20 protein-coding genes and 1 riboswitch are annotated in these 25,619 nt (G+C 64.4%); of the genes, 9 read left to right on the top strand and 11 right to left on the bottom strand.

Going from position 1 to position 25,619, the window contains the following annotated elements; translation table 11 throughout:
- Position 1: 1 nt before the first annotated feature.
- Both GTW25_RS07990 and mprF read left to right on the top strand, forming a co-directional pair.
- Positions 2-1,537, top strand: a complete 1,536-nt coding sequence (locus GTW25_RS07990; protein WP_252912041.1) for a DHA2 family efflux MFS transporter permease subunit — start codon at positions 2-4, stop codon at positions 1,535-1,537.
- A gap of 22 nt (positions 1,538-1,559) precedes the next feature.
- On the top strand, positions 1,560-4,172 hold the full coding sequence (gene mprF, locus GTW25_RS07985; RefSeq protein ID WP_252911529.1) for a bifunctional lysylphosphatidylglycerol flippase/synthetase MprF: 2,613 nt from the start codon (positions 1,560-1,562) through the stop codon (positions 4,170-4,172).
- 7 nt (positions 4,173-4,179) lie between these two features.
- On the opposite strand, the gene GTW25_RS07980 is transcribed toward mprF, so the two are convergent.
- Positions 4,180-5,196 (bottom strand): substrate-binding domain-containing protein, encoded by a 1,017-nt coding sequence (locus GTW25_RS07980; RefSeq protein ID WP_252911528.1) that lies wholly within the window; start codon positions 5,194-5,196, stop codon positions 4,180-4,182.
- A 258-nt stretch (positions 5,197-5,454) separates the two neighbouring features.
- Between GTW25_RS07980 and GTW25_RS07975 the strand changes: the two genes are divergently transcribed.
- From GTW25_RS07975 to GTW25_RS07955, 5 genes are read left to right on the top strand one after another with little or no spacing between them, the layout of a single operon-like run.
- Positions 5,455-6,516 (top strand): ABC transporter substrate-binding protein, encoded by a 1,062-nt coding sequence (locus GTW25_RS07975; protein WP_252911527.1) that lies wholly within the window; start codon positions 5,455-5,457, stop codon positions 6,514-6,516.
- A gap of 54 nt (positions 6,517-6,570) precedes the next feature.
- Complete coding sequence (locus tag GTW25_RS07970; protein ID WP_252911526.1) at positions 6,571-7,377, top strand: ATP-binding cassette domain-containing protein; 807 nt, start codon at positions 6,571-6,573, stop codon at positions 7,375-7,377.
- Positions 7,374-8,630 carry a sugar ABC transporter permease gene (locus tag GTW25_RS07965; RefSeq protein ID WP_252911525.1) on the top strand — a complete coding sequence of 419 codons (1,257 nt, stop codon included), beginning with the start codon at positions 7,374-7,376 and terminating at the stop codon, positions 8,628-8,630. Before GTW25_RS07970 ends, GTW25_RS07965 begins: the two co-directional genes overlap by 4 nt.
- Before the next feature lie 12 nt (positions 8,631-8,642).
- Positions 8,643-9,368 (top strand): SDR family oxidoreductase, encoded by a 726-nt coding sequence (locus tag GTW25_RS07960; protein WP_252911524.1) that lies wholly within the window; start codon positions 8,643-8,645, stop codon positions 9,366-9,368.
- A 2-nt stretch (positions 9,369-9,370) separates the two neighbouring features.
- On the top strand, positions 9,371-10,996 hold the full coding sequence (locus GTW25_RS07955) for an FGGY-family carbohydrate kinase (RefSeq protein WP_252911523.1): 1,626 nt from the start codon (positions 9,371-9,373) through the stop codon (positions 10,994-10,996).
- 37 nt (positions 10,997-11,033) lie between these two features.
- Here the strand turns inward: GTW25_RS07955 and GTW25_RS07950 are convergent, their stop codons facing one another.
- Entirely contained in the window at positions 11,034-12,212 is a 1,179-nt protein-coding gene (locus GTW25_RS07950; protein WP_252911522.1) for a GNAT family N-acetyltransferase, read from the bottom strand.
- Complete coding sequence (locus tag GTW25_RS07945; protein WP_252911521.1) at positions 12,209-13,531, bottom strand: MATE family efflux transporter; 1,323 nt, start codon at positions 13,529-13,531, stop codon at positions 12,209-12,211. Before GTW25_RS07945 ends, GTW25_RS07950 begins: the two co-directional genes overlap by 4 nt.
- Positions 13,532-13,891: 360 nt before the next feature.
- Positions 13,892-14,102, top strand: a riboswitch (cobalamin riboswitch).
- A gap of 99 nt (positions 14,103-14,201) precedes the next feature.
- On the opposite strand from GTW25_RS07945, the gene GTW25_RS07940 reads away from it, so the two are divergent.
- Together GTW25_RS07940 and GTW25_RS07935 are read left to right on the top strand one after the other, a co-directional pair.
- The gene (locus GTW25_RS07940) at positions 14,202-17,093 is read left to right on the top strand and encodes a ribonucleoside-diphosphate reductase subunit alpha (RefSeq protein ID WP_252911520.1); all 2,892 of its coding nucleotides are present in this window, start codon (positions 14,202-14,204) and stop codon (positions 17,091-17,093) included.
- A gap of 158 nt (positions 17,094-17,251) precedes the next feature.
- On the top strand, positions 17,252-18,370 hold the full coding sequence (locus GTW25_RS07935; protein WP_252911519.1) for a ribonucleotide-diphosphate reductase subunit beta: 1,119 nt from the start codon (positions 17,252-17,254) through the stop codon (positions 18,368-18,370).
- A gap of 31 nt (positions 18,371-18,401) precedes the next feature.
- Here GTW25_RS07935 and GTW25_RS07930 read toward each other — a convergent pair whose 3' ends face one another.
- The 8 genes from GTW25_RS07930 to GTW25_RS07895 all read right to left on the bottom strand — a co-directional run bounded on the left by GTW25_RS07930 (position 18,402) and on the right by GTW25_RS07895 (position 25,462).
- Positions 18,402-18,860, bottom strand: coding sequence for a PTS sugar transporter subunit IIA (locus tag GTW25_RS07930; RefSeq protein ID WP_252911518.1), 459 nt, complete (start codon positions 18,858-18,860; stop codon positions 18,402-18,404).
- The gene (gene mnhG / locus GTW25_RS07925) at positions 18,857-19,252 is read right to left on the bottom strand and encodes a monovalent cation/H(+) antiporter subunit G (RefSeq protein ID WP_252911517.1); all 396 of its coding nucleotides are present in this window, start codon (positions 19,250-19,252) and stop codon (positions 18,857-18,859) included. The genes GTW25_RS07930 and mnhG overlap by 4 nt, the downstream gene beginning before the upstream one ends.
- Entirely contained in the window at positions 19,249-19,530 is a 282-nt protein-coding gene (locus GTW25_RS07920) for a K+/H+ antiporter subunit F (protein ID WP_252911516.1), read from the bottom strand. Before GTW25_RS07920 ends, mnhG begins: the two co-directional genes overlap by 4 nt.
- Positions 19,527-20,012 (bottom strand): Na+/H+ antiporter subunit E, encoded by a 486-nt coding sequence (locus tag GTW25_RS07915; RefSeq protein ID WP_252911515.1) that lies wholly within the window; start codon positions 20,010-20,012, stop codon positions 19,527-19,529. The genes GTW25_RS07920 and GTW25_RS07915 overlap by 4 nt, the downstream gene beginning before the upstream one ends.
- Positions 20,009-21,628, bottom strand: coding sequence for a monovalent cation/H+ antiporter subunit D (locus tag GTW25_RS07910; RefSeq protein WP_252911514.1), 1,620 nt, complete (start codon positions 21,626-21,628; stop codon positions 20,009-20,011). The genes GTW25_RS07915 and GTW25_RS07910 overlap by 4 nt, the downstream gene beginning before the upstream one ends.
- Positions 21,628-21,969: a Na+/H+ antiporter subunit C gene (locus GTW25_RS07905; RefSeq protein WP_252911513.1), complete on the bottom strand. Its 342-nt coding sequence runs from the start codon at positions 21,967-21,969 to the stop codon at positions 21,628-21,630. The genes GTW25_RS07910 and GTW25_RS07905 overlap by 1 nt, the downstream gene beginning before the upstream one ends.
- Positions 21,969-24,884: a monovalent cation/H+ antiporter subunit A gene (locus GTW25_RS07900; RefSeq protein ID WP_252911512.1), complete on the bottom strand. Its 2,916-nt coding sequence runs from the start codon at positions 24,882-24,884 to the stop codon at positions 21,969-21,971. The genes GTW25_RS07905 and GTW25_RS07900 overlap by 1 nt, the downstream gene beginning before the upstream one ends.
- A gap of 149 nt (positions 24,885-25,033) precedes the next feature.
- Positions 25,034-25,462, bottom strand: a complete 429-nt coding sequence (locus GTW25_RS07895; RefSeq protein WP_252911511.1) for a hypothetical protein — start codon at positions 25,460-25,462, stop codon at positions 25,034-25,036.
- Positions 25,463-25,619: the final 157 nt, after the last annotated feature.

The raw sequence follows: 25,619 nt of genomic DNA, 5'->3' as shown, positions 1-25,619 counted from the left end.
GATGGCCGCGACCGCCGGACCCGAGACGCCCGCCATCAGGGCGCGCTGGCCGGTCGTGCTCGCCGTCGTCCTGACGGCCGTTCTGGAGGTTCTGGATTCGACCATCGTCAATGTGGCGCTGCCGCATATGCAGGCCGCTTTCGGCATCGCCGCCGACCAGACGACATGGATCCTGACGAGTTACATCGTCGCCTCAGTCGTCGTCATGCCGCTAACGGGTCTTTTCTCGCAATGGCTCGGCAGGCGGCGTCTGATCACCACAGCGATCGTCGGTTTCGCGACATTTTCGGCGCTGTGCGGCGTGGCCTGGAGCGTCGAAATCATGGTGCTCTGCCGGCTCGGGCAGGGTCTGTTCGGCGCCTTCCTGATCCCGCTGTCGCAATCGATCCTCTTTGATGCGTTTCCACGCGAAAAGAGGGGGCAGGCGATGGCCATGTTCGGCCTCGGTGTGGTCGTCGCGCCCGTGCTCGGTCCGACGATTGGCGCGCTTCTGACGGAGTATTTCTCATGGCGCGCCGTCTTCTACGTCAATCTGCCGATCGCTGCCTTCGCACTGATGATGATTTCCGGTGAGCTGAAAAAGGACGAAACGCGCAAGGTCAGGATCGACTGGACCGGCCTGATCCTGATGGTCGTCGCGATCGGTACGCTGCAATATATGCTGGATCAGGGGCAGTCGAAGGAATGGTTCTCCTCGCACGCGATCCAGATCGCCGCGACCGTCTCGCTCTTGGCTGCGATCGGCTTCGTCGTCCACGGCTACGGCAACCGTGCCAATATCATCGACTTCGCGCTTTTGCGCGACCGCAGCTTCGCCAGCGCGAACATCGCCATCGTCGGCTTCGGCCTTGCCATGTTCGGCTCCATCGCCTTGTTGCCGCTCTTCGTTCAGGGCCTGCTCGGCTACCCGGTCCTCGACGCCGGCTTTCTCTTCATCCCGCGCGGGCTCGCGGCCGGGTTTTCCATGGTCATCACGGGTGCGGTGCTGGTCCGCAAATTCGACGCCCGCCTGCTCGTGCTGATCGGCCTCGGCCTGACGGGCTCGGGCAATGTGATGCTCGGCTTTCTCGATCTGGACGCCGGTTTCTGGGACCTGGCCTGGCCCGGCGTCGTGTCCGGGCTCGGCATGGGGCTCTTCTTCGTGCCGATGTCCACGCTCGCCTTCCAGAACATCGGCTCCGACAAGCAGGACGAGGCGTCCGGCATCTACGGCGTCATGCGCTCGCTCGGGTCCTCCATCGGCATCGCTTTCGTCGGCTGGCAGTTCGTCCAGCGCACGCAGATCCACTGGGCGAACCTGGCGCAGAACGTGACCCCTTTCAATCCGGCCGCCGACGCGTTCCTGCGCCCGCTCGGCCTGTCGCCATCGACGCCCGAAGGTGCCGCGGTCATCGCTACGCATCTGACCGCGCAGGCGCAGATGCTGGCGTTTCAGGACGTGTTCTTCCTGGCCGGCGGCGCGGCATTCCTGATGATGCCGCTGGTCTTTTTCATGCGTGCGCCGGCGGCGAACATGGCCGCGGCACCGGTTCACTGAGGCGGGGGTGAAGGAAAAGGCCATGAGCGCTGCCGACGATCCCTCCCTCGGGCAGACGGGCGACATGCGCGTCTCGGCGCTCTCGCGCCTTCTGGAACCGCGCGTTGCCGGCCCGCTGATCGGCGCGCTCGCGGTGACGATCGGTTTCGTCGTCATCCACGAGATCAGCGGCCGCATCCATTTGCGCGAGGTCCATGCCGCCTTCGCCGCCACGCTTTGGTGGGCCATCGCCGCCTCCGTCGCGCTGACGGCCGTGAGCTTTCTCGCCATGTCGCTTTACGACGTTCTGGCGACGCGCCGTGTCGCACGCGACAAGGTGCCGGCGCGGATTGCCGCCTTCGCGGGCCTCGTCGGCTACGGCTTTTCCAATACGGTCGGCTTCCATGTCTTCGTCGGCGGGCCGATCCGCTACCGAATCTACCAGAGCGTCGGTCTCGATGCGGCCGATGTCGGGCGCATCGTCGGTATTTCCTTCCTGACATTCACCGGGGGACTGGCGACCATCGTCGGGGCGGCACTGCTTCTCGAACCTGCCGGTGTTCCCGCGCTCCAGATCGGATCGCCGGTGACCGACCGCATCATCGGTGCGGGCATTCTCGCGCTGGTCGCTTCGGGGATCGTCTGGCTCGCGCTCGGACGCGGGGAAGCGACGATCTTTCGCTGGCGCTTCCCGCTGCCCGGTCCCGGCAGCGCGCTGGTCCAGATCCTCGTCGGCGTCGTCGACATAGGCGCCGCGGCGGCCGCGCTCTATGTCCTGCTGCCGGCCGATGTCGCGCCCGGCTACGCCGCCTTTCTCCTGATCTTTGTCGCCGCCATCGTCGCCAGCGTCATCTCCCACGCGCCCGGCGGGCTCGGCGTTCTGGAGGCGACGATCCTGCTCGGCCTTGGCGCGGGCATGCGGCCGGACGTGATCGCCGCGCTTTTGATGTTCCGCATCATCTACTACTTCGTGCCGCTCGGCGCAGCCGCGCTGGCGCTTCTCGTCTTCGAGGCGCTTCGGGCGCGCGTTCGCGTCAAATCGGCTTCGGCCAAGGCCGGCGCGCTGGCCGGCGTGGTCGTGCCGCCGGTCGCGACCGCTCTGGTCTTCTTCGGCGGTCTCGTGCTTCTCGCCTCGGGCGCGACACCGACGCTCGACGAGCGGGCTTCGGTGCTGGGCGATATCCTGCCCTTGCCGTTCGCCGAGGCCTCGCACCTTCTGGCGAGCCTCACCGGGCTTCTTCTCCTGATCATCGCGCGCGGGCTCTTCCGGCGCATCGCTCTCGCGCGTCTGGTCGCCATAGCTCTGCTTCTTGCCGGCGCGGCGTTCTCGCTCCTGAAAGGGCTGGACTGGGAGGAAGCTGCGATCCTGACGGCACTCGCCGGCCTCCTCTACCTCAACGGCTCCGCCTTCTACCGCAAGGGCAACTGGCGTTCCTTCCGGCCGACATCGGGCTGGATCGCGCTGGTCGTCATCGTGCTCGCCTCGGCGACGATCGTGGGCCTGTTCGCCTATCGTCATGTGGATTATCGCCAGACGCTGTGGTGGCAATTCGCCTGGGACGGAGATGCCCCGCGCTTTCTGCGGGCCTCGCTGGCGCTGGCGATCGTCGTCGCGGCTTTTGCCGTCGACGCGCTCATCAACCGGCCCGCCCAGCCTCGCCCCGGAAGAACGCCGGTTCCCGATCCGGTGCGGCGCATCCTGGCGAGTGCTGCGGGCACGCAGCCTTGCGTCGCGCTTCTGGGCGACAAGGCGTTTGTCGTCTCGGGCGACGAGAGGGCGTTCGTCATGTACGGCGTCTACGGACGCTCCTGGATCACGATGGGCGACCCGGTCGGAGACGAGAAATCCGCGCAATCGCTGATCTGGCGCTTCGCGGAAATGGCGGACCGGGCGGGAGGACGTGCCGTCTTCTATGCGGCGCAGCCGCAATTCCTGTCGACCTATCTCGATCTGGGCATGGCGATCTTCAAGATCGGCGAGATCGCCCGCGTCGACCTTGCGGCTTTCACGCTGGAGGGACCGGCGCGCCAGCCTTTCCGTTATGCCGACAACCGCGCGCGCCGCGAGGGGATCGAGTTCGACATCGTTCCCAAGTCACAGGTTCCGGCGATCCTCGGCGAATTGCGCGAGGTGTCGGACGCCTGGATGGACGGCAAGACGGGCCATGAAAAAGGCTTCTCGCTCGGCCGGTTCGACGACGACTATCTGAGCGAGTTCGACTGCGCGGTGATGCGCCGGGACGGGCGGATCGTCGCCTTCGCCAATCTGTGGCGAAGCGGCGACGGCGACGAATTGTCGATCGACCTGATGCGCTATCGGCCGGGCGTATCCCACGTTTTGATGGATGCGCTGTTCGCCCGGCTGATGATCTACGGCAAGGCCGAAGGCTATCTCTGGTTCAGCCTCGGCGCGGCCCCCCTGGCCGGTCTTGCCGATCATCCGCTGTCCTCGACCTGGAACCGCATCGGCACCTTCATCTACCGGCGCGGCGACGAATTCTATAATTTCGAAGGGCTGCGGGCCTTCAAGCAGAAATTCGATCCGGTCTGGACGCCGCAATACATCGCCTGCCGCAGCGGCATTGCGCTGCCGCAGGTTCTCATCGACGTGACCGGACTGATTTCAGGCGGTGCGATCCGAACGATCCGCAAATGAGTGGATGTTAAAGGCTCGCCCTGAGCAGGCACGGCACGAGGATCGGTTCGGTCGGCCGGTCGCCCGCTTCAATGAGGTCGAACGCGGCGTGGAGCATCGACGCGATGTCCTGCTGCACCATGCCGACATTGCCCGGCAACAAGGCGGCGAATGGATCGTAGTCGAAGCAGCCGTAGCGCAGGCCAAGCGACCGCCCTTCACCGCGATTTTGAAACCAGCGGACGACGCCTTCCAGAGAAATCGTCGAATTGACGAAAAGCCCCATCGTCTCGTTCGCCAGAACCGATTTCATGGCCTCCTCCGCCTTGTCCGCCGAATAGCCGGGCACCAGCACATGGCGGTCCGGCACGACCAGACCGCGCTCGCGGTGGATATCGAGAAAGCCGCGCAACCGCTGCGCCGTGTTGTGGTCGCTCAGTCGTCCGCCGACGAAATGCAGCGGCCCGGAAAACCCGAGGTCGCGTTCGCAGCGGTCGAACAGGAGCCGGGTGAGGTCACGGGCGCCCGAATAATTGTCCGAGATGACGGACGGCGCGTCGTGTCCCGGCAGGTCGAGATTGATGGAGCGTACCCCAGCGGCCCGGCACAGCGAGGTCAGATGATCGGGATCGGTGGCGCCGGTTGCGATCAGGCATTCGGCCTGAAACGAGATCAGCTCCTTCGCCGCCTCCACTTCGAGCGCCGGCTCTCTTTGGGTGCAGGTCACGACCGGAAAGAGGCCGCGCGCGCGCGCGATCGCCTCGAATTGCTCGGCGATGGCGCCAAAATAGCGGTTGTCGTATTTCGGAACGATCATCCCGACGATGTTCGAGCGTGCGCGGCGCAGAAGGCTCGCCTGCGCGTTGGCGGCGTAGCCTTCGCGGTCCGCGATCTCGATGACCTTGTCGGCAAGGCGCTTGCTGATGCGCCGCTTTCGCCAGGAGCCGTTCAGAATCGAACTGACCGCGCTGGCGGACGTTTCCGCGAGCTTGGCTATGTCGTAGATCGTCGTTCGCTTGCCGGCATCGGCCCGATCGTCGCGCACCCGACACCCTCTTCAAACAGATTTGACGGAAGTGAACTTGACAGCAAAAACCATCGGTGACAACCTTGCTCCATCGATTGAGCAAAGATGCGCAATCGATGATGCACCGTTGAATGCCGTGCATCGGGAGGAGAGTGCGTCGCCCCGAAATCCGCATCCGCGCAAGGAGTGCGGCGGAGTGGAGCATGCCTCGCACTTGCGGTTTTGTTTTCCGCCATGGCTCTTGCTGACGCCGGCGGCAATTGGGAGGAGACGGAAATGACATCCACGAAAACCTCGCTCGGCCTGGGAACGGCGCTTGCCGCCGCCCTGTTCATCACGGGCACGACAGGTGCCGGCGCGCAGGATGCGACGACCATCGCATTCCTCATGCCCGATCAGGCCTCGACCCGCTACGAGGAGCACGATTGGCCGGGCTTCGAGGCCGCGATGAAGGAGCTTTGCGCGGACTGCACGCTGATTTACCAGAACGCGAACGCCGACGTCGCCTTGCAGCAGCAACAGTTCAACTCCGTCATCGCGCAGGGCGCGACGATCGTCGTGCTGGACCCGGTCGATTCCTCGGCCGCCGCTGCGCTGGTCGAAATCGCAAGGTCGCAGGACGTCAAGGTCATCGCCTATGACCGGCCGATTCCCGACACCCCGGCCGATTATTACGTCTCTTTCGACAATGAAGGCATCGGCTATGCCATCGCCCAGTCGCTGGTCGAGCATCTGACGGAAAGCGGCGTCGCGGATGGCGACGGCGTGCTTCAGATCAACGGTTCGCCGACCGACGCGGCCGCCGGCCTCATCCGCGACGGCATCCACCGCGCGCTCGAGGAATCCCCCTACGAGACGTTGTCCGAGTTCGATACGCCGGAATGGGCGCCACCGCGCGCGCAGGAATGGACGGCCGGCCAGATCACGCGCTTCGGCGGCGACATCAAGGGCATCGTGGCGGCCAATGACGGCACCGCCGGCGGCGCGATCGCCGCGCTCAAGGCGGCGGGTGTCGATCCGCTGCCTCCCGTCACCGGCAATGACGCGACCATCGCCGCCCTGCAACTCATCATCGCGGGCGATCAGTACAATACGATTTCCAAACCCTCCGAGATCGTGGCCAAGGCCGCCGCCGAGGTCGCCGTCACCTTCATGAAGGGCGAGACGCCGACGGCGCAGACGACGCTCTACGAGACGCCTTCGCAGCTCTTCGTTCCGGACGTCGTGACCCGCGAAAACATCAAGGAACTGATCTTCGACGCGGGCATCCAGACTGCGGCCGAAGTGTGCACCGGCGAATATGCCGAGCCCTGCACGGAACTCGGCATCACGGAATGAGATAACTGACGCGGCGCCGGCCCTCCGGCGCTGCGACCAGGGAGGATCGACGACATGGCACAAGCTGCGACCCGGCACGCGAAGGGGGATTTGCTTCTTCGCCTCAGCGACGTTTCGAAACAGTTCGGCGCCGTAACGGCCCTGTCCGACATCGAGCTAGAGGTCAATGCCGGCGAAGTGGTGGCCCTTGTCGGCGACAATGGCGCGGGCAAGTCCACGCTCGTCAAGGTGCTGGCCGGCGTCCATCAGCCGACCACGGGCACGATCGAGTATCTGGGTGAGAAGGTCACGCTCGACAATCCCAGCAAGGCGCTGGAACTGGGGATCGCGACCGTCTTTCAGGATCTGGCGCTCTGCGAAAACCTCGACGTCGTCGCCAATCTCTTCCTCGGTCACGAGCTTGCGCCCTGGCGGCTCGACGAGGTGCAGATGGAGGTGCGTGCATGGACGCTTCTTCAGGAACTCGCCGCCCGTATTCCTTCGGTTCGCGAGCCGATCGCGTCGCTGTCGGGCGGCCAGCGCCAGACCGTCGCCATCGCGCGCTCGCTTCTCCTCGATCCGCAGATCATCATGCTCGACGAGCCCACCGCCGCGCTCGGCGTTGCGCAGACCGCCGAAGTGCTGAACCTGATCGAGCGCGTGCGCGACCGTGGGCATGGCGTCATCCTGATCTCGCACAATATGGAAGACGTGCGCGCGGTGGCGGACAGGATCGTCGTGCTGCGCCTTGGCCGTAACAACGGCGTCTTCACCACCGCCAACACGCATGAGGAACTGGTCGCCGCCATCACCGGCGCAAGCGACAATTCCGTTTCGCGCCGCACGGCGCGCAAGCTGGAAGCGACGGGGGACGTGACATGAACGAGACCGCTCCGCAAAAACAGCCCGCGACCAAACTCGACCGGGCCGATGCGCGCGTGCGCGACGACGAGAGGATCGCCGGCGCTGCCCGCATCTTCTACGACCGCGTGCGCTCGGGCGATCTCGGCATGCTGCCGGTCATCGTCGGCCTTCTCATCATCTCGACCGTTTTCAGCGTGCTGAACCCGGTGTTTCTCGCGCCGAACAATCTCGTGAACCTGCTGTTCGACGCTGCCGCCGTCGGCTTCATCGCGCTCGGCATCGTGTGCGTGCTTCTGCTCGGCGAGATCGACCTTTCGATCGGCTCGATGAGCGGGCTGTCGTCGGCCATCCTCGGCGTCCTTTGGGTTCATCTCGGTTTTCCCGTTCCGGTCGCCATCGCCGGCGCGGTGACGATGGGCGCGCTGACCGGCCTCACCTACGGGTTCCTGCGCAACCGGTTCGAGATGCCGAGCTTCGTTGCGACGCTTGCCGGCCTGCTCGCGCTTTTGGGCATGCAACTCTATATCCTCGGGCCGACGGGCTCGATCAATCTGCCTTTCGGCTCGCCGCTGGTGCGCTTCGGCCAGATTTACATCATGCCGATGTGGCTCTCCTATCTGCTGGCTATCCTGCCCGGCATCATCCTCGTCATCGGGGGGCTGCGCGTCATGAAGCGACGCAGCGAGGCCAATCTGTCCTCCTCGGGCATGAACGTCGTCGTGCTCAAGGCCGTCGTGCTGACGGCTGCGCTGGTCTTCGCCGTCTACTATCTCGGCAAGGGGCGCGGTGTCCCGTGGATGTTCGCCGTCTTCGTTCTGTTCGTCGTCGTCATGGACTACGCGCTGCGCCGCACGAAATGGGGCCGCTCGCTGTTCGCGGTCGGCGGCAATGCGGAGGCGGCACGCCGCTCCGGCATCAACGTCAAGCGCGTGCGCCTGTCGGCCTTCGTCGTCTGCTCGACCTTCGCCGCGCTCGGCGGCGTGTTCGCGGCATCGCGTCTCGCCTCGTCGAGCCAGCAGGCCGGCACGGGAGACGTGAACCTCAACGCCATCGCGGCGGCGGTTATCGGCGGCACGTCGCTCTTCGGCGGGCGCGGCTCGGCCTGGTCGGCGCTGCTCGGCGTGCTCGTCATCCAGGCGATCTCGAACGGGCTGACGCTGCTCAACCTGTCCTCGTCGCTTCGCTACATGATCACCGGCGCCGTTCTGGCCATCGCGGTCATCGTGGATTCGCTCGCGCGGCGTTCGCGCGCCAGCCATGGCCGTGCCTGAGGAAACAATCAGATGAAGCAACTCGAAGGAAAGACCGCGGCGATCACCGGCGCGGCATCCGGCATCGGCCTCGCCTGCGCAAAGCGTCTCATCGAGGCGGGCGCGACGGTCGTTCTGATCGATCGCGCCGGCGACCAGTTACGCGCGATCTGCGAGGATCTCGGCCCGCAGGCCAAGCCACTGGTGGTCGATCTGCTCGACGGCGCTCAGGTGTCGGCGATGCCGAAGGAGATCGAGGCGCTCGTCGGCCCGCTCGACATCTTCCACGCCAATGCGGGCGCCTATGTCGGCGGTGCGGCGGCCGAAGGCGATCCGGACCAGTGGGACCGTGTCCTCAATCTCAACGTCAACGCAGCGTTTCGCTGCGTCAACGCAATCCTCCCAGGGATGATCGGGCGACGGAGCGGTGACATCCTGTTCACCAGCTCCGTCGCCGGCGTCGTGCCGGTCGTCTGGGAGCCGGTCTATACGGCCTCGAAATTCGCAGTCCAGGCGTTCATGCACGCCACGCGGCGGCAGGTTTCGCAACACGGCATTCGCATGGGCGCGGTCCTGCCCGGCCCGGTCGTCACCGCGCTGCTCGACGACTGGCCGAAGGAAAAAATGGAGGAGGCATTGGCGAACGGCTCGCTGATGCAGCCGCAGGAAGTCGCCGAAGCGGTTTTGTTCATGGTCACGCGGCCGCGTGGCGTCGTCATCCGCGACCTCGTCATCCTGCCCAACAGCGTCGATCTTTGATCATGGCCTCCCTTATGCCGGACAAGCGTTATGTGATCGGCGTCGATGTCGGTACCGGCAGCGCGCGAGCCGGGATTTTCGATCTGGACGGCAACCTCGTCGCGAGCGCCAAAAAGGACATTTCGCTCCATCGCGCGCCCGGCGGGCATGTCGAGCAATCGAGCGCCGAAATCTGGCAGGCGGTCTGCGCCACCGTCCGGCAGGCGATCGATACGGCAGGTGTGGCCGCGAAGGACATCGTCGGGATCGGCTTCGACGCGACCTGTTCGCTGGTCGTCATCGGCGACGACGACACCGGCTTGCCGGTGGGCGACGCCGACCGTCCCGACCGCGATATCATCGTGTGGATGGACCATCGTGCGATCGATCAGGCGCAGCGCATCAACGCGACGGGACATGACGTGCTGCGCTATGTCGGCGGCGTCATCTCGCCCGAGATGGAAATGCCGAAGCTTCTGTGGCTGAAGGAGAACCGGCGTGCCGTGTTCGACGCGGCGCATCACTTCTTCGACCTCACCGATTTTCTCACATGGAAGGCGACGGGCAGCCTTGCGCGGTCCTCCTGCACGGTGACGTGCAAATGGAACTATGTCGGCCACGAAAACCGCTGGGACCTCGACTATCTGCGCCTGATCGGCCTCGGCGAACTCGCCGCCGACATCTCCAGCATCGGCGAGAATGTCGTCACGCCCGGCGCGGCGCTCGCAAACGGACTGACGCAGGACGCGGCGGATGCCTTGGGGTTGGCGGCCGGAACACCCGTCGCGGCGGGCCTGATCGACGCGCATGCGGGCGGTATCGGAACCGTCGGCGCGATTGGTGAGGTAACCGAAAATCTAGCCTATGTGTTCGGCACATCGTCCTGCACCATGACGACCACGCAACAGCCCGTCTTCGTGCCGGGCGTCTGGGGTCCCTATTATTCCGCGATGGTGCCGGGCCTGTGGCTGAACGAGGGCGGTCAGTCCGCCGCCGGCGCGGCGATCGATCATCTTTTGAAGCTTCACCCGGCGCGGGACGACGCGGCTTCTGCGGCGAGGTCTAAGGGTCTGTCCCTGCCCGACTTTCTCGGTCGCAAGGCGCTCGAGGCGATTGGCGGCAAGCCATTGTCGCATCTGGCGGATCTGGCGCGGGGCCTGCACGTCGTGCCCGAATTCATCGGAAACCGCGCCCCCTACGCAGATCCGCAGGCGCGCGCGATCATCGCCGGGCTCGGCATGGATGATAATGTGGAAAGCCTCGTCGCCCTTTACGTGGCGGGTCTGTGCGGGCTGGGCTACGGGCTGCGGCAGATCGTGGAGACGCAGGCACGCCACGGCGCGGCCATTGAGCGGATCGTCATCAGCGGCGGCGCGGGACAGTCGCCCGTCGCGCGCCGGATCATCGCCGACACGGTGGGCAAGCCGGTCGCCACCGTGGTTTCTCAGGAACCCGTCCTGCTCGGCTCGGCCATTTTGGGCGCGGTCGCGGCGCGCTGTTTCGACGACATTGCGAGCGCCATGCGGGCCATGTCGTCGATGGACAGCCTCGTCGAGCCTGCCGGTGGAGACATCGTGGAAAGGCACGACCGACGCTACGTGGCCTTTCAGGCTCTTCAGGCAGCCGGCCGCGAATTCAGGAATTGCTGATCAGGCATGATGAACCGCCGGACGTCAGGGCGCCGATTCAGGCACGGCCCAGCGCCGTCTTGATCCGCGCCTTGCCCGATACGCCGGCGGTGATGGCGGCGCGCAGGAACTTCGTGCGGGGACCGCAAGGTCCGGCGACGACAGTTCCCATGGTCTTTTCCCCGTCCCAGAAGCTGGCGATCACATGCCCGTCGACGGTGGTCGAGGCGTCCATCTCGTCGTAGCGGTCCTGCGAGAAAAAGTCCGAGACGACCAGATATTCGAGCGCCATGCCGGGGCCGTATTTGCGATAGGTCTCGTCAAAGGCGCATTTGGGTGTGAAGAGCAGGCGGCCGTCGCCGATATTCACGCTGATCGCAATCGGTTTTCCGTCGAGCAGGAGGCTGTCAACCACCGCCAATCCGGGCGCGAACGCGGCGCGGGCAAAGGCGGCATGGTCTGGGCGCGACAGGAACGCCGTGCCGCGCGCTCCCTTCCAGCCGGCATTTTCCAGCGCGAGGAACGCTTCGATGCGGGCGGCGACCGTCTCGGAATCCGTGGCGCGTTCGAACGCGACTTTGCCGAGATCGGCCAACCGCCGCAGATTGCGCTCCACGTCCTTGGCGCGCTTCTTGCCGATAACCGTCTCGACATGCGTCTTGAAATCGCCGGCCGATCTCGTCAGCACCGCGCGCCGGTAGGTCGTCGCAGCCTCGGTCGAATAGCCGAATTTATGCGCATTGGGCGCGAACATCTGCATGAACGGCCCATCGAGGACCATGTGCGGAAACACCCAATGCCGGGGCAATTCCTTACCTTCGGCCATCATGTGCGCAAGCGTGGCAGCGGCGTCTTCGGCATGGCGGCGCGCGATCAGCGGGGTGCCGCCGACCCGATAAAGATTGAGTGTCGGCAGGCCCACGGCCATCGGCCCGGCGCCCTTCACCCTGAACGGCAAAAGGCCGGCAAGGCCCCCGCCGCTGCGTGGGCGAAGGACCAGCGCCTTCAAGCCCTTGCCCTCGCCCAGCGCTTCGATTCCCGCCATGACCATGGGGCGGCAAAAGAAGGGATTGTCTTCCAGAGCATCCGCCGAAAGCGCGTTCCAGTGCTCCGCGGGCAGTGCCGCCAGCCCGTCGGCGTCGACGATTTCGGCACGGCATGGAAGGTCCATGGCATGCCGGGCCGAGACTGCGCCGCGCCGCGCATAGCTGGTCGATTGATAAAGCGCGTCGCTCATATGCGGACCTCCTGATGTGCCGTACCGGCGATGCGACCGAACCCTGCGGGCAGGACGATCCCGAGCCGCCTATGGGCGAAGATGGCGAGAATGACGCCCCGCAGGGTCAGGGCGGTGACGGTCGCGATCGCCGCCCCCATCATTCCAAGAAGCGGGATCAAGGCGAAGTTGAGCGCCAGATTAACGACGAGTGCGATGAAGAACCCAAGCGCGCACAAGCGCTCCGCGCCCATCATGGTGAGAATGTCTTCGCCCGGACCGAGCGCGCAGGCGAGCACGATGCCGAGACACAGGACCGGAACGATCGCGGCTGCCGCGTCATATCCGTCGCCGAACAGGTTGAGCAGCGGGCTGGCGAAGACCCACAGGAACAGCGCGCCGGCGATGGCGAGCCCGGTCGACAGCGCGGTCGCCGCCGAGACGAGGTTCTGGAGCTTCTCGCGCTCGCCCTGCGCCGCGAGCGCGGCATATTTCTGTGCCGTGGCCGCCGAAAGGCCGTAAGGGACGTAGGACAGGATCTGGGCCAGCCGCGTCGCGGCGAAATAGAAGGCGACGATCTCGGGCGGCATGAAAAGACCGAGGATCAGGATGTCGGCATTGTGGAACAGCACTTCGCTGGCGTCGAGCAACGCGACCGGCAGCGCGGTCCTGAACCAGTAGCCGACCTGGTAGCTGGCCCTGACGCCTGCGAGCATCGTTTTCAACTCGCCCCACAACAGCAGGGACTGGACGGCCACGGAGGCGACCAATCCGCCCACGGTGAAGCTCATGATGGTCACGGCGTCGGCCGATCCGCCAGTAACGAAAACGAAGCCGACGCCGGAGATGATCGCCAGATGCCGCAGGAGCATCGTTGGCCCGATGCCAAGCAGCGGCTTGTCGAGACCGCGTGCGATCGCTTCGAGAAACTCCTGAAGCACGAGCAGGGGGATAACCAGAAAGGCAAGCGTCGCAAGCGCGATGATCTGCGGCGAAAGCGCCGGCCCGAAATGGACGACGGCCAGCGCGGCGAGCGTCACGGCGACCGATACGCCAAGCGCCAGCGCGAACGAGAAATGGAGAAGGCCGAGCATCGCCCCCGCGTCGCTCTTTGCCCGATAGGCGGACACGAAGCGGCAGACGAGCTGGTTCGTTCCAACCGTCGCGCCATGGCCGAGCAGAAGCAACCAGACGAGGACGAGCGCATAGGAGCCGAAGGCTTCCGCGCCGACCAGCCGCGCGGCCGCCACCTGGGCGATGAAGGCCAGTCCCGCCGCGCCGATGCGCAGGCCCATGACGGAAATGCCGGTGCGGGAAAACCCGCCCGGATGAAACGCCATTCTTGCCTTGACTGCGTCGATCAGGCCCGCGCCCATTCCCTCACCCTTTGTGCTCCACAGCACTTTACCGCCAAGTGGAGTCCCTGCATGTCGTGAACATCTTTATGCTTAATAAGAAGTTATAGGGTGACGTTCGACCCATCGACTTCCTGTCACGCCAAGAGCATTTGACGGGCAAGTTAGCCGGGAAGGGTTAAACTTCGAAGAATCGGCATTAATACTGAACTGAAGCATGTCTGCCGGATTGTTACTGAACGCGTGCGTTCGGTTGAGCCGTGTCACATCCGCACAATATGACGAGCATCGACGCCTGATCGTGAATCTTTTCATCAATATGTTGACGACCGCATGCGCGTGAACGCAATATGCAGTCGTCAGGGTCTTCCGAAGCCGATTCGGCAAAGGAGGCTAAGAGGGAAGCCGGTGCCCCGTCAGCGGGAAATCCGGCGCTGCCCCCGCAACTGTAAGCAGCGAGCGTTTCGTCGAGTAATGCCACTGGTGATTCACCGGGAAGGCTGACGAAAGGCGGCGACCTGCGAGCCAGGAGACCTGCCTTGACGATGTGAACGAACCTCGGGCGGGGTGCTCCGGCGGTGCGCAAGGCGCGTGGATGCTTCATCCGCGGCCGGCGTTTTGCCTTCATCCCGTCCACAGCACCCACGGGGACGAGATGCCGGCAACACACGCACTTCACACCAACGGAACACGCCCGATCCAACCTGCCGCGGAAACGGTCGCGCATGCGCCGGCCGAGCCTGGCTACCGCCTGATCCGGCGCAATGGCGGCGTCACGCCGTTCGATCCGGCCAAGATCACGGTCGCGCTGACCAAGGCGTTTCTCGCGGTCGAAGGGTCGACGGCAGCAGGCTCGCGCCGCGTCCACGATATCGTCGAGGACCTGACCGATCAGGTCGTTTCCGCGCTGACGCGGCGCGTCGGCGAGGGCCGCACCTTCCATATCGAGGACGTGCAGGACCAGGTCGAACTCGCCTTGATGCGCGAAGGGCATCACAAGGTCGCCCGCGCCTATGTGCTCTATCGTGCCGAGCGCGCGCGTGAGCGTGAAGCCGAAAAGCCCGCGACCGTGCAATCCGCAGCGCCGTCCCTCAACGTGAAGGGCGAGAAGGGCGCGTTGCTGCCGCTGGACGAAGCACGCCTTGCCCGCATCGTGGACGAGGCATGCGAGGGGCTGGAAGCGGTCTCGCCGGCTCCGATTCTCAGCGAGACGAAACGCAATCTCTACGACGGCATCACGCTGGACGAATTGTCGCTTGCACCGATCCTTGCCGCGCGCACCATGGTCGAGCAGGAGCCGAACTACACTTTCGTCTCGGCGCGGCTTTTGATGGACAAGTTGCGGCGCGAGGCCCTGACCTTCGTTTCGGGTCGGCCGGAGCAGGCGACGCAGGCCGATATGGGCACGCGTTACGCGACCTATTTTCCCGACTTCATCCGCACCGGCATCGAGGCGGAACTGATCGACCCTGAACTCGGTCGCTTCGACCTTGCCCGCATCGGCGCCGCGCTGAAGCCGGAGCGCGACCTGAACTTCCAGTATCTCGGTCTCCAGACGCTCTACGACCGCTATTTCCTGCACACGAAGGGCAAGCGGTTCGAATTGCCGCAAGCCTTCTTCATGCGCGTCGCCATGGGCCTCGCGATCCGCGAGATCGACCGCGAGGCGCGCGCCATCGAGTTCTACGACCTCCTGTCGTCCTTCGACTTCATGGCCTCGACGCCGACCCTATTCAACTCGGGCACCACGCGGCCTCAACTGTCCTCCTGCTTCCTGACGACCATCGGCGACGATCTCGACGCGATCTTCAAGGGCGTGAAGGACAATGCTTTGCTGGCAAAATATTCCGGTGGCCTTGGAAACGACTGGACGCCGGTTCGCGGCCTCGGCGCGCATATCAAGGGCACCAATGGCGAGAGCCAGGGCGTCGTGCCGTTCCTGAAAGTGGCCAACGACACCGCCATCGCCGTCAACCAGGGCGGCAAGCGCAAGGGCGCGGTCTGCGCCTATCTCGAAACGTGGCATGTCGACATCGAGGAGTTCCTCGACCTGCGCAAGAACACTGGCGACGACCGCCGCCGCACGCACGACATGAACACCGCCAACTGGGTGCCGGACCTGTTCATGGAGCGCGTGGAGGCGGATGGCGAATGGACGTTGTTCTCGCCGGACGAGACGCCCGATTTGCACGATCTCTATGGCAAGCCTTTCAAGGCCGCCTACGAAGCCTATGAAGCCAAGGCGGCGGCCGGCGAGTTGCGCGTGTCCCGCAAGGTCCGGGCGCTCGATTTGTGGCGCCGGATGCTGACCATGGTCTTCGAAACCGGCCACCCGTGGATCACCTTCAAGGACCCGTGCAACATCCGCTCGCCGCAGGGCCATATCGGCGTGGTGCATTCGTCCAATCTGTGCACCGAGATCACGCTGAACACGTCGAAGGACGAGGTGGCCGTCTGCAATCTGGGCTCCGTCAACCTTCTCAACCATGTCACGGAAAACGGTCTCGATTTCGACCGTCTGGCCAGGACGGTGAGCACCGCGATGCGCATGCTCGACAACGTCGTCGACATCAATTTCTACACGATCCCCGAAGCCCGCGCCTCGAATCTGCGCCACCGCCCGGTCGGCCTCGGCCTGATGGGCTTTCAGGACGCGTTGCAGAAGCTCAAGATCGCCTATGCGTCGGATGCGGCTGTGGAATTCGCCGACCGGTCGATGGAAGCGATCAGCTATCACGCGATTTCGGCCTCCGTCGATCTCGCCGCCGAGCGCGGCCGCTATCCGAGCTTCGACGGTTCGCTCTGGTCGCGCGGCCTCCTGCCGATCGATTCGATCAAGTTGCTTGAGGATGCGCGGCCGGGCGTGGACATGGATGAAGGCGCGACGCTCGACTGGGACGCGCTGCGTCAGCGCGTGAAGACGACCGGCATGCGCAATTCCAATACGATGGCGATCGCGCCGACGGCGACGATCTCCAACATCTGCGGCGTGTCGCAATCGATCGAGCCGGGCTATCAGAACCTGTTCGTCAAATCGAACATGTCGGGCGACTTCACGGTCGTGAACGCGCAGCTCGTCCATGATCTGAAGGCGCGCGGGCTCTGGGACGAGGTGATGGTGTCGGACCTCAAATATTTCGACGGGTCCGTCGGCCAGATCGACCGCATCCCCGACGATATCAAGGTGCTCTACGCAACCGCTTTCGAGATCGATTCGGCGTGGCTGATCGCGGCGGCCTCGCGCCGGCAAAAATGGATCGACCAGGCGCAGTCGCTCAACCTCTACATCGCCAATCCGTCCGGCAAGAAGCTCGACGAGCTTTACCGGCTTGCCTGGAAGATGGGGTTGAAGACGACCTACTATCTGCGCTCGCGCTCGGCCACGCATGTCGAGAAATCGACGCTGAAAGGCACGGACGGAAAGCTCAATGCCGTCTCGGCTCTTGCCGTTGCCAAACCTGCCGCCGCGCCCATCGTGGTCGATCCCGATGCTGCATGGGGCAAGGCCTGCGTCATCGACGATCCCGAGTGCGAAGCCTGCCAGTAGGCGATCACCCCTCACCCTTACCCTCTCCCCGTAAAAACGGGGAAAGGGGGCGCCGACGTTGGAGCTGTATTCTTCTCCCCGTTCTTACGGGGAGAAGTGCCCGGCAGGGCGATGAGGGGCAGCGCAGACCGCGCAGAACAATCTTAAGGAGAACACAAATGCTCGACTGGTCAGAACCCAAAGCCGCCTCATCCATCCCGTCGCTCGCCGCCGCGACCGCCGCCGACGCCACCGGCCTCGGCGAGATCGAACGTGGCGGGGCGCGCGTTTCGGTGGACGACAAGCGCATGATCAATGCGCGCGCCGACGTGAACCAGCTCCTGCCGCTCAAATATCGCTGGGCGTGGGAGAAGTACTTGTCAGGCTGCAACAATCACTGGATGCCGACGGAAGTGTCCATGCAGGCCGACATCGCGCTGTGGAAGTCGAAGGACGGCCTGACCGAGGACGAGCGGCGCATGATCAAGCGCAATCTCGGCTTCTTCGCCGCGTCCGAATCGCTCGTGGCGAACAACATCGTGCTGGCGATCTATCGCCATCTGACCAATCCGGAATGCCGGCAATATCTCCTGCGCCAAGCCTTCGAGGAGGCGATACACACGCATACCTTCCAGTACATCGTTGAAAGCCTCGCCCTCGACGAGGGCGAATTGTTCAACATGTATCGTGAGGTGCCGTCGATCACCGACAAGGCGGCATGGGCGCTGAAGCACACGCAGAACCTCGACAATCCCGATTTCAAGACGGGCACGCTGGAGGCCGACCAGTCGTTCCTGCGTGATCTGGTTGCATTCTACGTCATCTTCGAAGGCATGTGGTTCTACACGGGCTTCGCGCAAATCCTGTCGCTCGGCCGGCGCAACAAGATGGTCGGCATCGCCGAGCAGTATCAGTACATATTGCGCGACGAGTCGATCCACCTGAATTTCGGCATCGACGTCATCAACCAGATCAAGCTGGAAAACCCGCATCTGTGGACGAGGGAGTTTCAGGACGAGGTGCGCGGCATGATCGCCGATGCGGCCGAACTGGAAGCGTCCTACGGGCGCGATACGATGCCGCGCGGCTTCCTGGGGCTCAATGCGGCCTTGTGCGAGCAATATATGCACTTCATCGCCAACCGCCGCTGCGCGCAACTGGGTCTGGCGCCCGTCTTCAAGGAGGCGGAGAATCCCTTCCCGTGGATGTCGGAGGCGATGGACTTGAAGAAGGAAAAGAACTTCTTCGAAACCCGCGTCATCGAATATCAGAGCGGCGGCGCGCTGAGCTGGGACTGAGCGCCCGATACGCAAACGCCGCCGGCATCGTTCATTCCGGCGGCAATGTGCATTTGCGCTGCAAGGTGTCGACGACATCCTGCGGCGTTGCGGCGCTGCGCAGCGCATTGAGGAATTTGGGGTCGCGCAGATATTTGGCGAAATGCGCGATCATCTGCACGTCGGTGGCTTCGGGCGGCGTCACGATGCCGAAGACGATATCGACCGGCTCGTCGTCCGGTGCCTCGAAATCGAGTTCGCCCTGTAAAAGGATGATGGCGACGACCGGCTGGTCGATTTCGGCCAGCTTGGCGTGCGGGATGGCGACGCCCTTGCCGATCGCGGTCGAGCCCAGCTTCTCGCGCGCGCCGAGCGCATCGGAAAAGACCTCCGGCTCAAGCGCTGTCCCGTCCGCCATCAGGCGCGCCAGCGCCTTGATGACGGCGCGCTTGTCTGCGTAGGACGCTTTGGTCTCGACGCGTGCTGTAGAGATGAAATCGGTGAGCTTCATGTGTTTTGCTCTTCTTTTTCCTCGTCCTCCGGCTCCGGCACATGGCGGGCGGCTTTCGGCAGGTCGGGGCTGTTTTCCATGCGGTCGCGATAAAGCGTCGCCCGCCCCAGCATCATCAACGTGACGGGCGTGGTGACGGTGACGAAGATGCCGATCAGGATTTCGTGAAAGACGGGCCGCGCGGACGCGGCCGTGAAGATGATCATCGAGGCCATGACCATGCCGCCCGCACCCCAGCTCGTGGCCAGGGTCGGCGCGTGGATGCGGTCGTAGAATGTCTGCAGGCGCACGAGGCCGAGCGTTCCCAGCAGTGACAGGCCCGCCCCGATGACGAGGAACGCGGCTGCCGGAATGGCGGCCCAGATTGGAACGTCGGCGAGATCTATGGTCATTCGATCACCTCGCCGCGCATGAGGAACTTTGCCAGCGAGACCGTGGCGACGAAGCCGAGGACGCCGATGACGAGCGAGGCTTCGAAGAAGATCGTGTTGCCCGTGCGGATGCCGAAGGCCAGCAATTGCAGCATGGCGCAGACGTAAAGGGCGTCCATGGCAAGCACCCGGTCCTGCGCACGCGGACCGAGCACCATGCGCCAGGTGCAAAGGCACATGGCGAGAGCGAGGGCCCCCTGCGCAATCCAGATCGCACTGACGAGGATGATCTCGCTCATTCGAAAATCTCCATAAGCAGGCGTTCGTAGCGCGTCCCGATCAGTTCCACCCATTGCTCCGGATCGACGAGGTCGAAGACGTGGATGAGGAGTTCGCCCCGCGCCGAACTGTAGTCGAGCCAGGCGGTGCCCGGCGTGCTCGTCAGAATGATCGACAGGATCGCCAGCGCGGACGGATGGCGGACCTTGAGGGGAATGGTGATGAAGCCCGAACTGCGTGTCCGGCGCTGGCCGGACAGGATGATGCCCGCGACGGCGATGTTCGAGCGCACGATATCGTAGAGTACGATGCCGAAGAGCCTCGGGATCGCCAGCCAGCGCCGCACCTTGAGGCTCTTTTCGCCCAGCGCCGCAAGCGCATGCGAACAGCCGACGCCGACGATGATCGACAGCACCAGATGACCCGGCGTGAAGCCCCCGAGAAGCAGCCACATCAGGACCAGGCCGGCGGCGAGCAGCGGATAGGGGATGATTGCGCTCATTGGCTGGTCTCCGCGAAGGGCGGCACGCGCTCGGCGCCGAGCACCGCATCGAGATAGCGGTAAGGATCGTGAAGGTCTTCCGCCGTCGCCAGGAACAGGTCCATCGCCGGTCCGGCCATCAGCGCCAACGCCAGGAGCAGGCCGAGAAGGAACAGGATCGGCGCCGTCTCCATGATGGTGATGCGCGGCAGGAACGGCTCCACGGGCGCCCAGAATGTTCGGATCGCCATGCGCGAAAGCGCGATGAGCGCGACCACGCCGGACAGGACCAGAAGCGCTGCGAGGATGGTGCGCATGACGACGAAACCGTCCAGTTCCGTCGCACCCGTTCCGATGATGGCATTGAGGATGGCGAATTTGGACAGGAACCCGGATAAGGGCGGCAGTCCGATCAGCACCAGCGACACCATGGAAAAGCCGATGCCGAGGATCGCGATGGAGCCGGGCATGGTGCGGCCTACCTCGAATTCTTCGGGAGCTTTTTCGTCTTCGCCGTCACCATAGGCTTCAAGCGTGACGGCGAGGACGCCCGCTGCCGAATCCTGCTCGCGTTCGAGAAGCTCGACGATCAGGAACAACGCGCTGACGGCGAGCGTCGAACTGATGAGGTAGAAAAGCGCACCGGCGGTGGTGGCGGGCTGCGAAATGCCGAAGGCCGCCAGAAGGGTGCCCGACGACATCAGGATGAAATAGGCCGAAGCGCGCTTCATCGATTGCGACGCGAGGACGCCGACCGAGGCGAAGGCCAGCGTCGCCGCGCCGCCGATGAAGATGACGATCGAGCCGAAAGCCGCGCCTTCGTCCGGAACGAGCAGCGCCAGACGCAGCAACGCGTAGATGCCGACCTTGGACAGCACCGCGAAGACGGCGGAGACCGGACCTGCCGCCGCCGAATAGGCGGGAACGAGCCAGAAGCCGAGCGGCCACATGCCGGCCTTGACGAGGAAGGCGAGGCCGAGCATCGCGAGGCCGACATGGAGCGCAGGTTGCGCGAAACCCTCGAGGTTTGAGGCGACGGCCGCAATCTCCGCCATGTTGAGGCTGCCGGTTGCGCCGACGACCATCGCGATGCCGATCAGGAAGACGAGGGCCGCAGCGAGATTGATCGCGATGTAGTGCAGACCGGCGCGCACGCGCAGCGCGCCGCCGCCATGCAGCACGAGACCGTAGGAAGCGGCCAGCATCACCTCGAAGAAGACGAACAGGTTGAAGAGGTCACCCGTCAGGAACGCGCCATTGAGGCCGACCAGCAAAAACTGGAACAGCGAGTGGAAATGCGGGCCGACGCGCTCCCAGCGCTCGGTCGCGAAAACCACCGCCGACAGGGCGAGGAGGGCGGTCAAACCGAGCATGATCGCCGACAGGCGGTCAGCGACCAGATTGATCGCGACCGGTGCCGGCCAATTGCCGAGGAGGTAGACGATGCCGAGGCGCTCCTCACCCCCGTGGACACGGCCGATCAGTATGGCCGCAACGGCGATCAATGCCAGGATGGACAGCAGCGACAGCGCGGATTTCAGCCGGCGTTCGCGATCGTCGAAGAACAGCATCAGCGCGCCCGCGAAAAGCGGGATCAGGACGGGCGCGACCGCGAGATGTGCGGGAGACAGGTCCATTATCCGTCCTCCCTTCCATCGACATGGTCGGTTCCGGTCAGTCCGCGCGAAACGATCAGCACGACGAGGAACAGCGCGGTCGTCGCGAAGCCGATGACGATGGCCGTCAGCACGAGCGCCTGCGGCAGCGGATCGGTATAGGCCGACACGTCGACGGGCGAGGAACCGTCGAGGACCGGCGGCGCATTCACGCGCAGCCGCCCCATCGAGAAGATGAAAAGGTTCACCGCGTAGGACAAAAGCGCCAGCCCGATCACGAGTTGGTAGGTGCGCGGGCGAAGGAGAAGCCAGACGCCCGACGCAGTGAGAATGCCGATTGCGGCTGCAATGACGAGTTCCATCAGCTCTGCCCCCCTTCGCTGGTCTGTCGCGGCGCCTTCCCGCGCTTCATGCGCAGGGATTGGTGGGCGATGGCGACGAGCATCAGCACGATCGCGCCGACGACGAGGCTGAAGATGCCGAGGTCGAACAGAAGGGCGGAAGCAGTGGGCATTTCACCGACGAACGGAATCTCCGTGTATTGGAAATATGTGGTCAGGAACGGGTAGCCGAACAGGAACGAAGACATGCCAGTCAGCAAGGCCACCATCAGGCCGAAGCCGATCCACCGGACCGGCAGGATGCGCAGCCGCTCCTCGACCCAGCGGGTTCCGCCCGCCAGATATTGCAGGAGGAACGCGATGGCCATCGCGACGCCGGCCGCGAAGCCGCCGCCGGGCAGATCGTGCCCGCGCAGGAACAGGTAGGCGGCGAGAAGCGTGATGACCGGGAACATCCAGCGCATGATCACCGAGGGAACCAGAAGGTAGTCCTTCACCGTCTCGCCGACCTCGCGGTCCATGCGTGCATCGTCGAACTCGTTCTGGTCGCGCTGCTGATAGGGAAGTTCCGACGTGTCCTCCGCCGGACGGAAGCGGCGAAGCAGTGCGTAGATCGTCAGCGCGACGGCCGCCAGAACGACGATCTCGCCGAGCGTATCGAAGGCGCGGAAATCGACCAGGATCACGTTGACGACATTGGTGCCGCCGCCTTCCGAATAGGCGTGTTCGAGATAGAAATCGCCCACCGTCGGAGGCAGCGGGGTCAGCATGACCAGGAGCGCGAGGATCGCGACGCCGACGCCGGCCGCGACCGCGATTGCAAAATCGCGATGACGCCGCAGCCGGGTCTTCGTGTCGACGCCCTCGTAGATTTCCTCGTCGCGCTTGGGCAGCCAGCGCAGGCCGAGCAGGATGAGGACGGTGGTGACGATTTCGACGAGAAGCTGCGTGACGGCAAGGTCGGGTGCGGAGAACCAGACGAAGGAGACGCACAGGATGAGGCCGGTTCCGCTCATCAGGATGACGGCGGCAAGCCGGTGGAACTTGGCCTGGTATGCGGCGGCCACAGCGCAGAACGCGCCGATCGCCCACAGGACGCCGAGCACCGGATCGAGTCCGCGTGCGGTGAATTCCGGCCATCTGTCGCCTGCCCCCCACATCGCCCAGACGCCGGCGAGGACCGCAAGCGCCACGAAGATACGAAGCTGCGGTTGAAGGCGGCGCGTCGCCAGAGCGGCTTCGAGCGCGCGCGCCCAGCGCCAACTGACCGTGACCAGTATGCGCTCGAAGATGCGCTGGCCGCGCAGGCGGCGGAAATAGGGCGGTCCTTCCTCGCTCGTGCGCAGGTAGGTCTTGAGCTGCCAGTAGAGCAGGAGGCCCGCCACGAGCGCGATCACGCTCATGAGCAGCGGGATGTTGAAGCCGTGCCAGAGGTAGAGGCCGTATTGGGGCGTGTTGTCGCCGAGGACCGAAACGGCGGCGGTTTCAAGAAACGCACCGACGGCGATGCCCGGAATGATGCCGACGATGACGCACAGGATCACGAGAAGCTCGACCGGCCGGCGCATCCACTGCGGCGGCTCATGCGGCTCATGCGGCAGATCGGCCGGCCTGGGGCCGAAGAAGACATTGTGGATGAAGCGGATCGAGTAGGTCACCGCGAACGCGCCGGCGAGCGTTGCGACATAGGGTGCGACGCCATCGAGGAGGGTGTCCTGATGTTCCGCAAGGGCTTCGGCGAAGAACATCTCCTTCGACAGGAAGCCGTTCAGCAGCGGTACGCCGGCCATTGCAGCGCTGGCGACCATCGCGAGCGTCGCCGTAATCGGCATGGCGTGGAACAGTCCGCCCAGTTTTCGCATGTCGCGCGTGCCGGCCTCGTGATCGATGATACCGGCCGCCATGAAGAGCGACGCCTTGAACGTCGCATGGTTCATCATGTGGAAGATCGCGGCGACGAGCGCCAGCGGACTGCCGAAGCTCAAAAGCGTGGTGATGAGGCCGAGATGGCTGATCGTCGAATAGGCGAGCAGACCCTTGAGGTCCTGTTGGAAGATCGCGAAATAAGCGCCGAGCAGCAAAGTCGTCATGCCCGCGAGGCCGACGATCGCAAACCATTCGGGCGTGCCCGACAGGACGGGCCAGAAGCGCGTCAAAAGGAAGACGCCCGCCTTCACCATGGTGGCCGAATGCAGATAGGCCGAGACGGGCGTCGGCGCGGCCATGGCGTTCGGCAGCCAGAAATGGAAGGGGAACTGCGCGCTCTTGGTCAGCGCACCCAGAAGAATGAGGAGCAGCGTCGGCAGATAAAGGTCGTGCGCGCGGATCAGGTCGCCCGATGCGAGCACCACGTCCAGATCGTAGCTGCCTGCGATATGGCCGAGAAGGACCATGCCGGCGAGAAGGCAAAGACCGCCTGTTCCGGTGATCGTCAGCGCCATGCGCGCGCCGTCGCGCGCGGCCTGGTTGTGATGCCAGTAGCCGATCAGCAGGAACGAAAAGATGCTGGTCAGTTCCCAGAAGACGGCGAGCAAAATGAGGTTGCCGGAAACGACGAGGCCCAGCATCGCGCCCATGAAGGCCAGGAAGAACGCATAAAAACGCGCCACCGGGTCCTTCGGCGACATGTAGTAGCGGGCGTAGATCACCACGAGCAGGCCGATGCCGGTGATCAGCATCGAGAAGAGCCAGGCGAAACCGTCCATGCGCAGCGAGACGGAAAGGCCGAGCGCCGGCACCCATTCGATCGTGTGGCGCACGACGCCGCCGTCGACGACCGACGGATAGGCCGACGCGGTGATGATCAGCCCGCCGAGCGCCACCGTGCCGGCAAGCCAGGCCTCGGCATTGCGCGCATTGGACGACAGGAGCGCGGCAAGAACCGCTCCGACGAAGGGAAGCGCGACGAGCGCCGCGAGAAGGCCGCTATGCCACATCAGGAACGTGCCCCTTCTTCATGCCTTCCCGACGCGATGACGCAGCCTTTGCGTGCAAGGCCAAAGCGTGCTCGAGGCATAAAGGACGGAGCAGGTAAAATGGGCATTATGGGGCTTTCGTCATCGAACTGGCGGCTCACCCCATGGCTTCAGACCGTAAAACGGTGCGTCGGGGGCGGATTTTGCGGCGTGACCGATGCCGCAGGAGGCGCGCGCGAGGAATATCGCACGATAAGACCATATCGCAGATCGGGGCGTTGCAGGTCGGGGCCGTCGCTGTGCGCGGTGACGTCCGCCATGAAAGCCGATGATTGCTGAATGCCCGACCGATCGTCTGGAACGTCCCCGCGCTGATCGCCGGCCGCATGGATGCGGTTGCGGGACTCGTCGGCCTGATCGGGTGCGACGTGAGCCTCATCCATCACGCCGGCCGACATGGCCGCGACCGGATGGGACGGTACCGATGGAAGGCCGCCATAGGCCAGCACTGCAAAAAGCAGAAGCACGAAAGCAGGCAAGCGCCAGATCGGCGCAAGCCACCAACTGTCCCCAGCATGTGCGGTGCGGGATGTTTCCACTCAGAACGTCTCTCGGTTTGGAATACTCTAGATAGTTCGCGCTGGGCGGGTTGTCCATGCGACGAGAGTGCCCAATTGCGACGTTTTGATCTCCTCGGCGAAATACCGCTTCACGCTGTCCTCCTGCTTGCCGCGCCGCTGGCCCTTGAGACGCTCG

It is taken from the genome of Aliihoeflea aestuarii (assembly GCF_024105665.1).
Taxonomy (GTDB): Bacteria; Pseudomonadota; Alphaproteobacteria; order Rhizobiales; family Rhizobiaceae; genus Aliihoeflea; species Aliihoeflea aestuarii.
The sequence above is the reverse complement of the archived record's forward strand: the minus strand, read 5'-3'. Positions and strand labels throughout refer to the sequence as shown.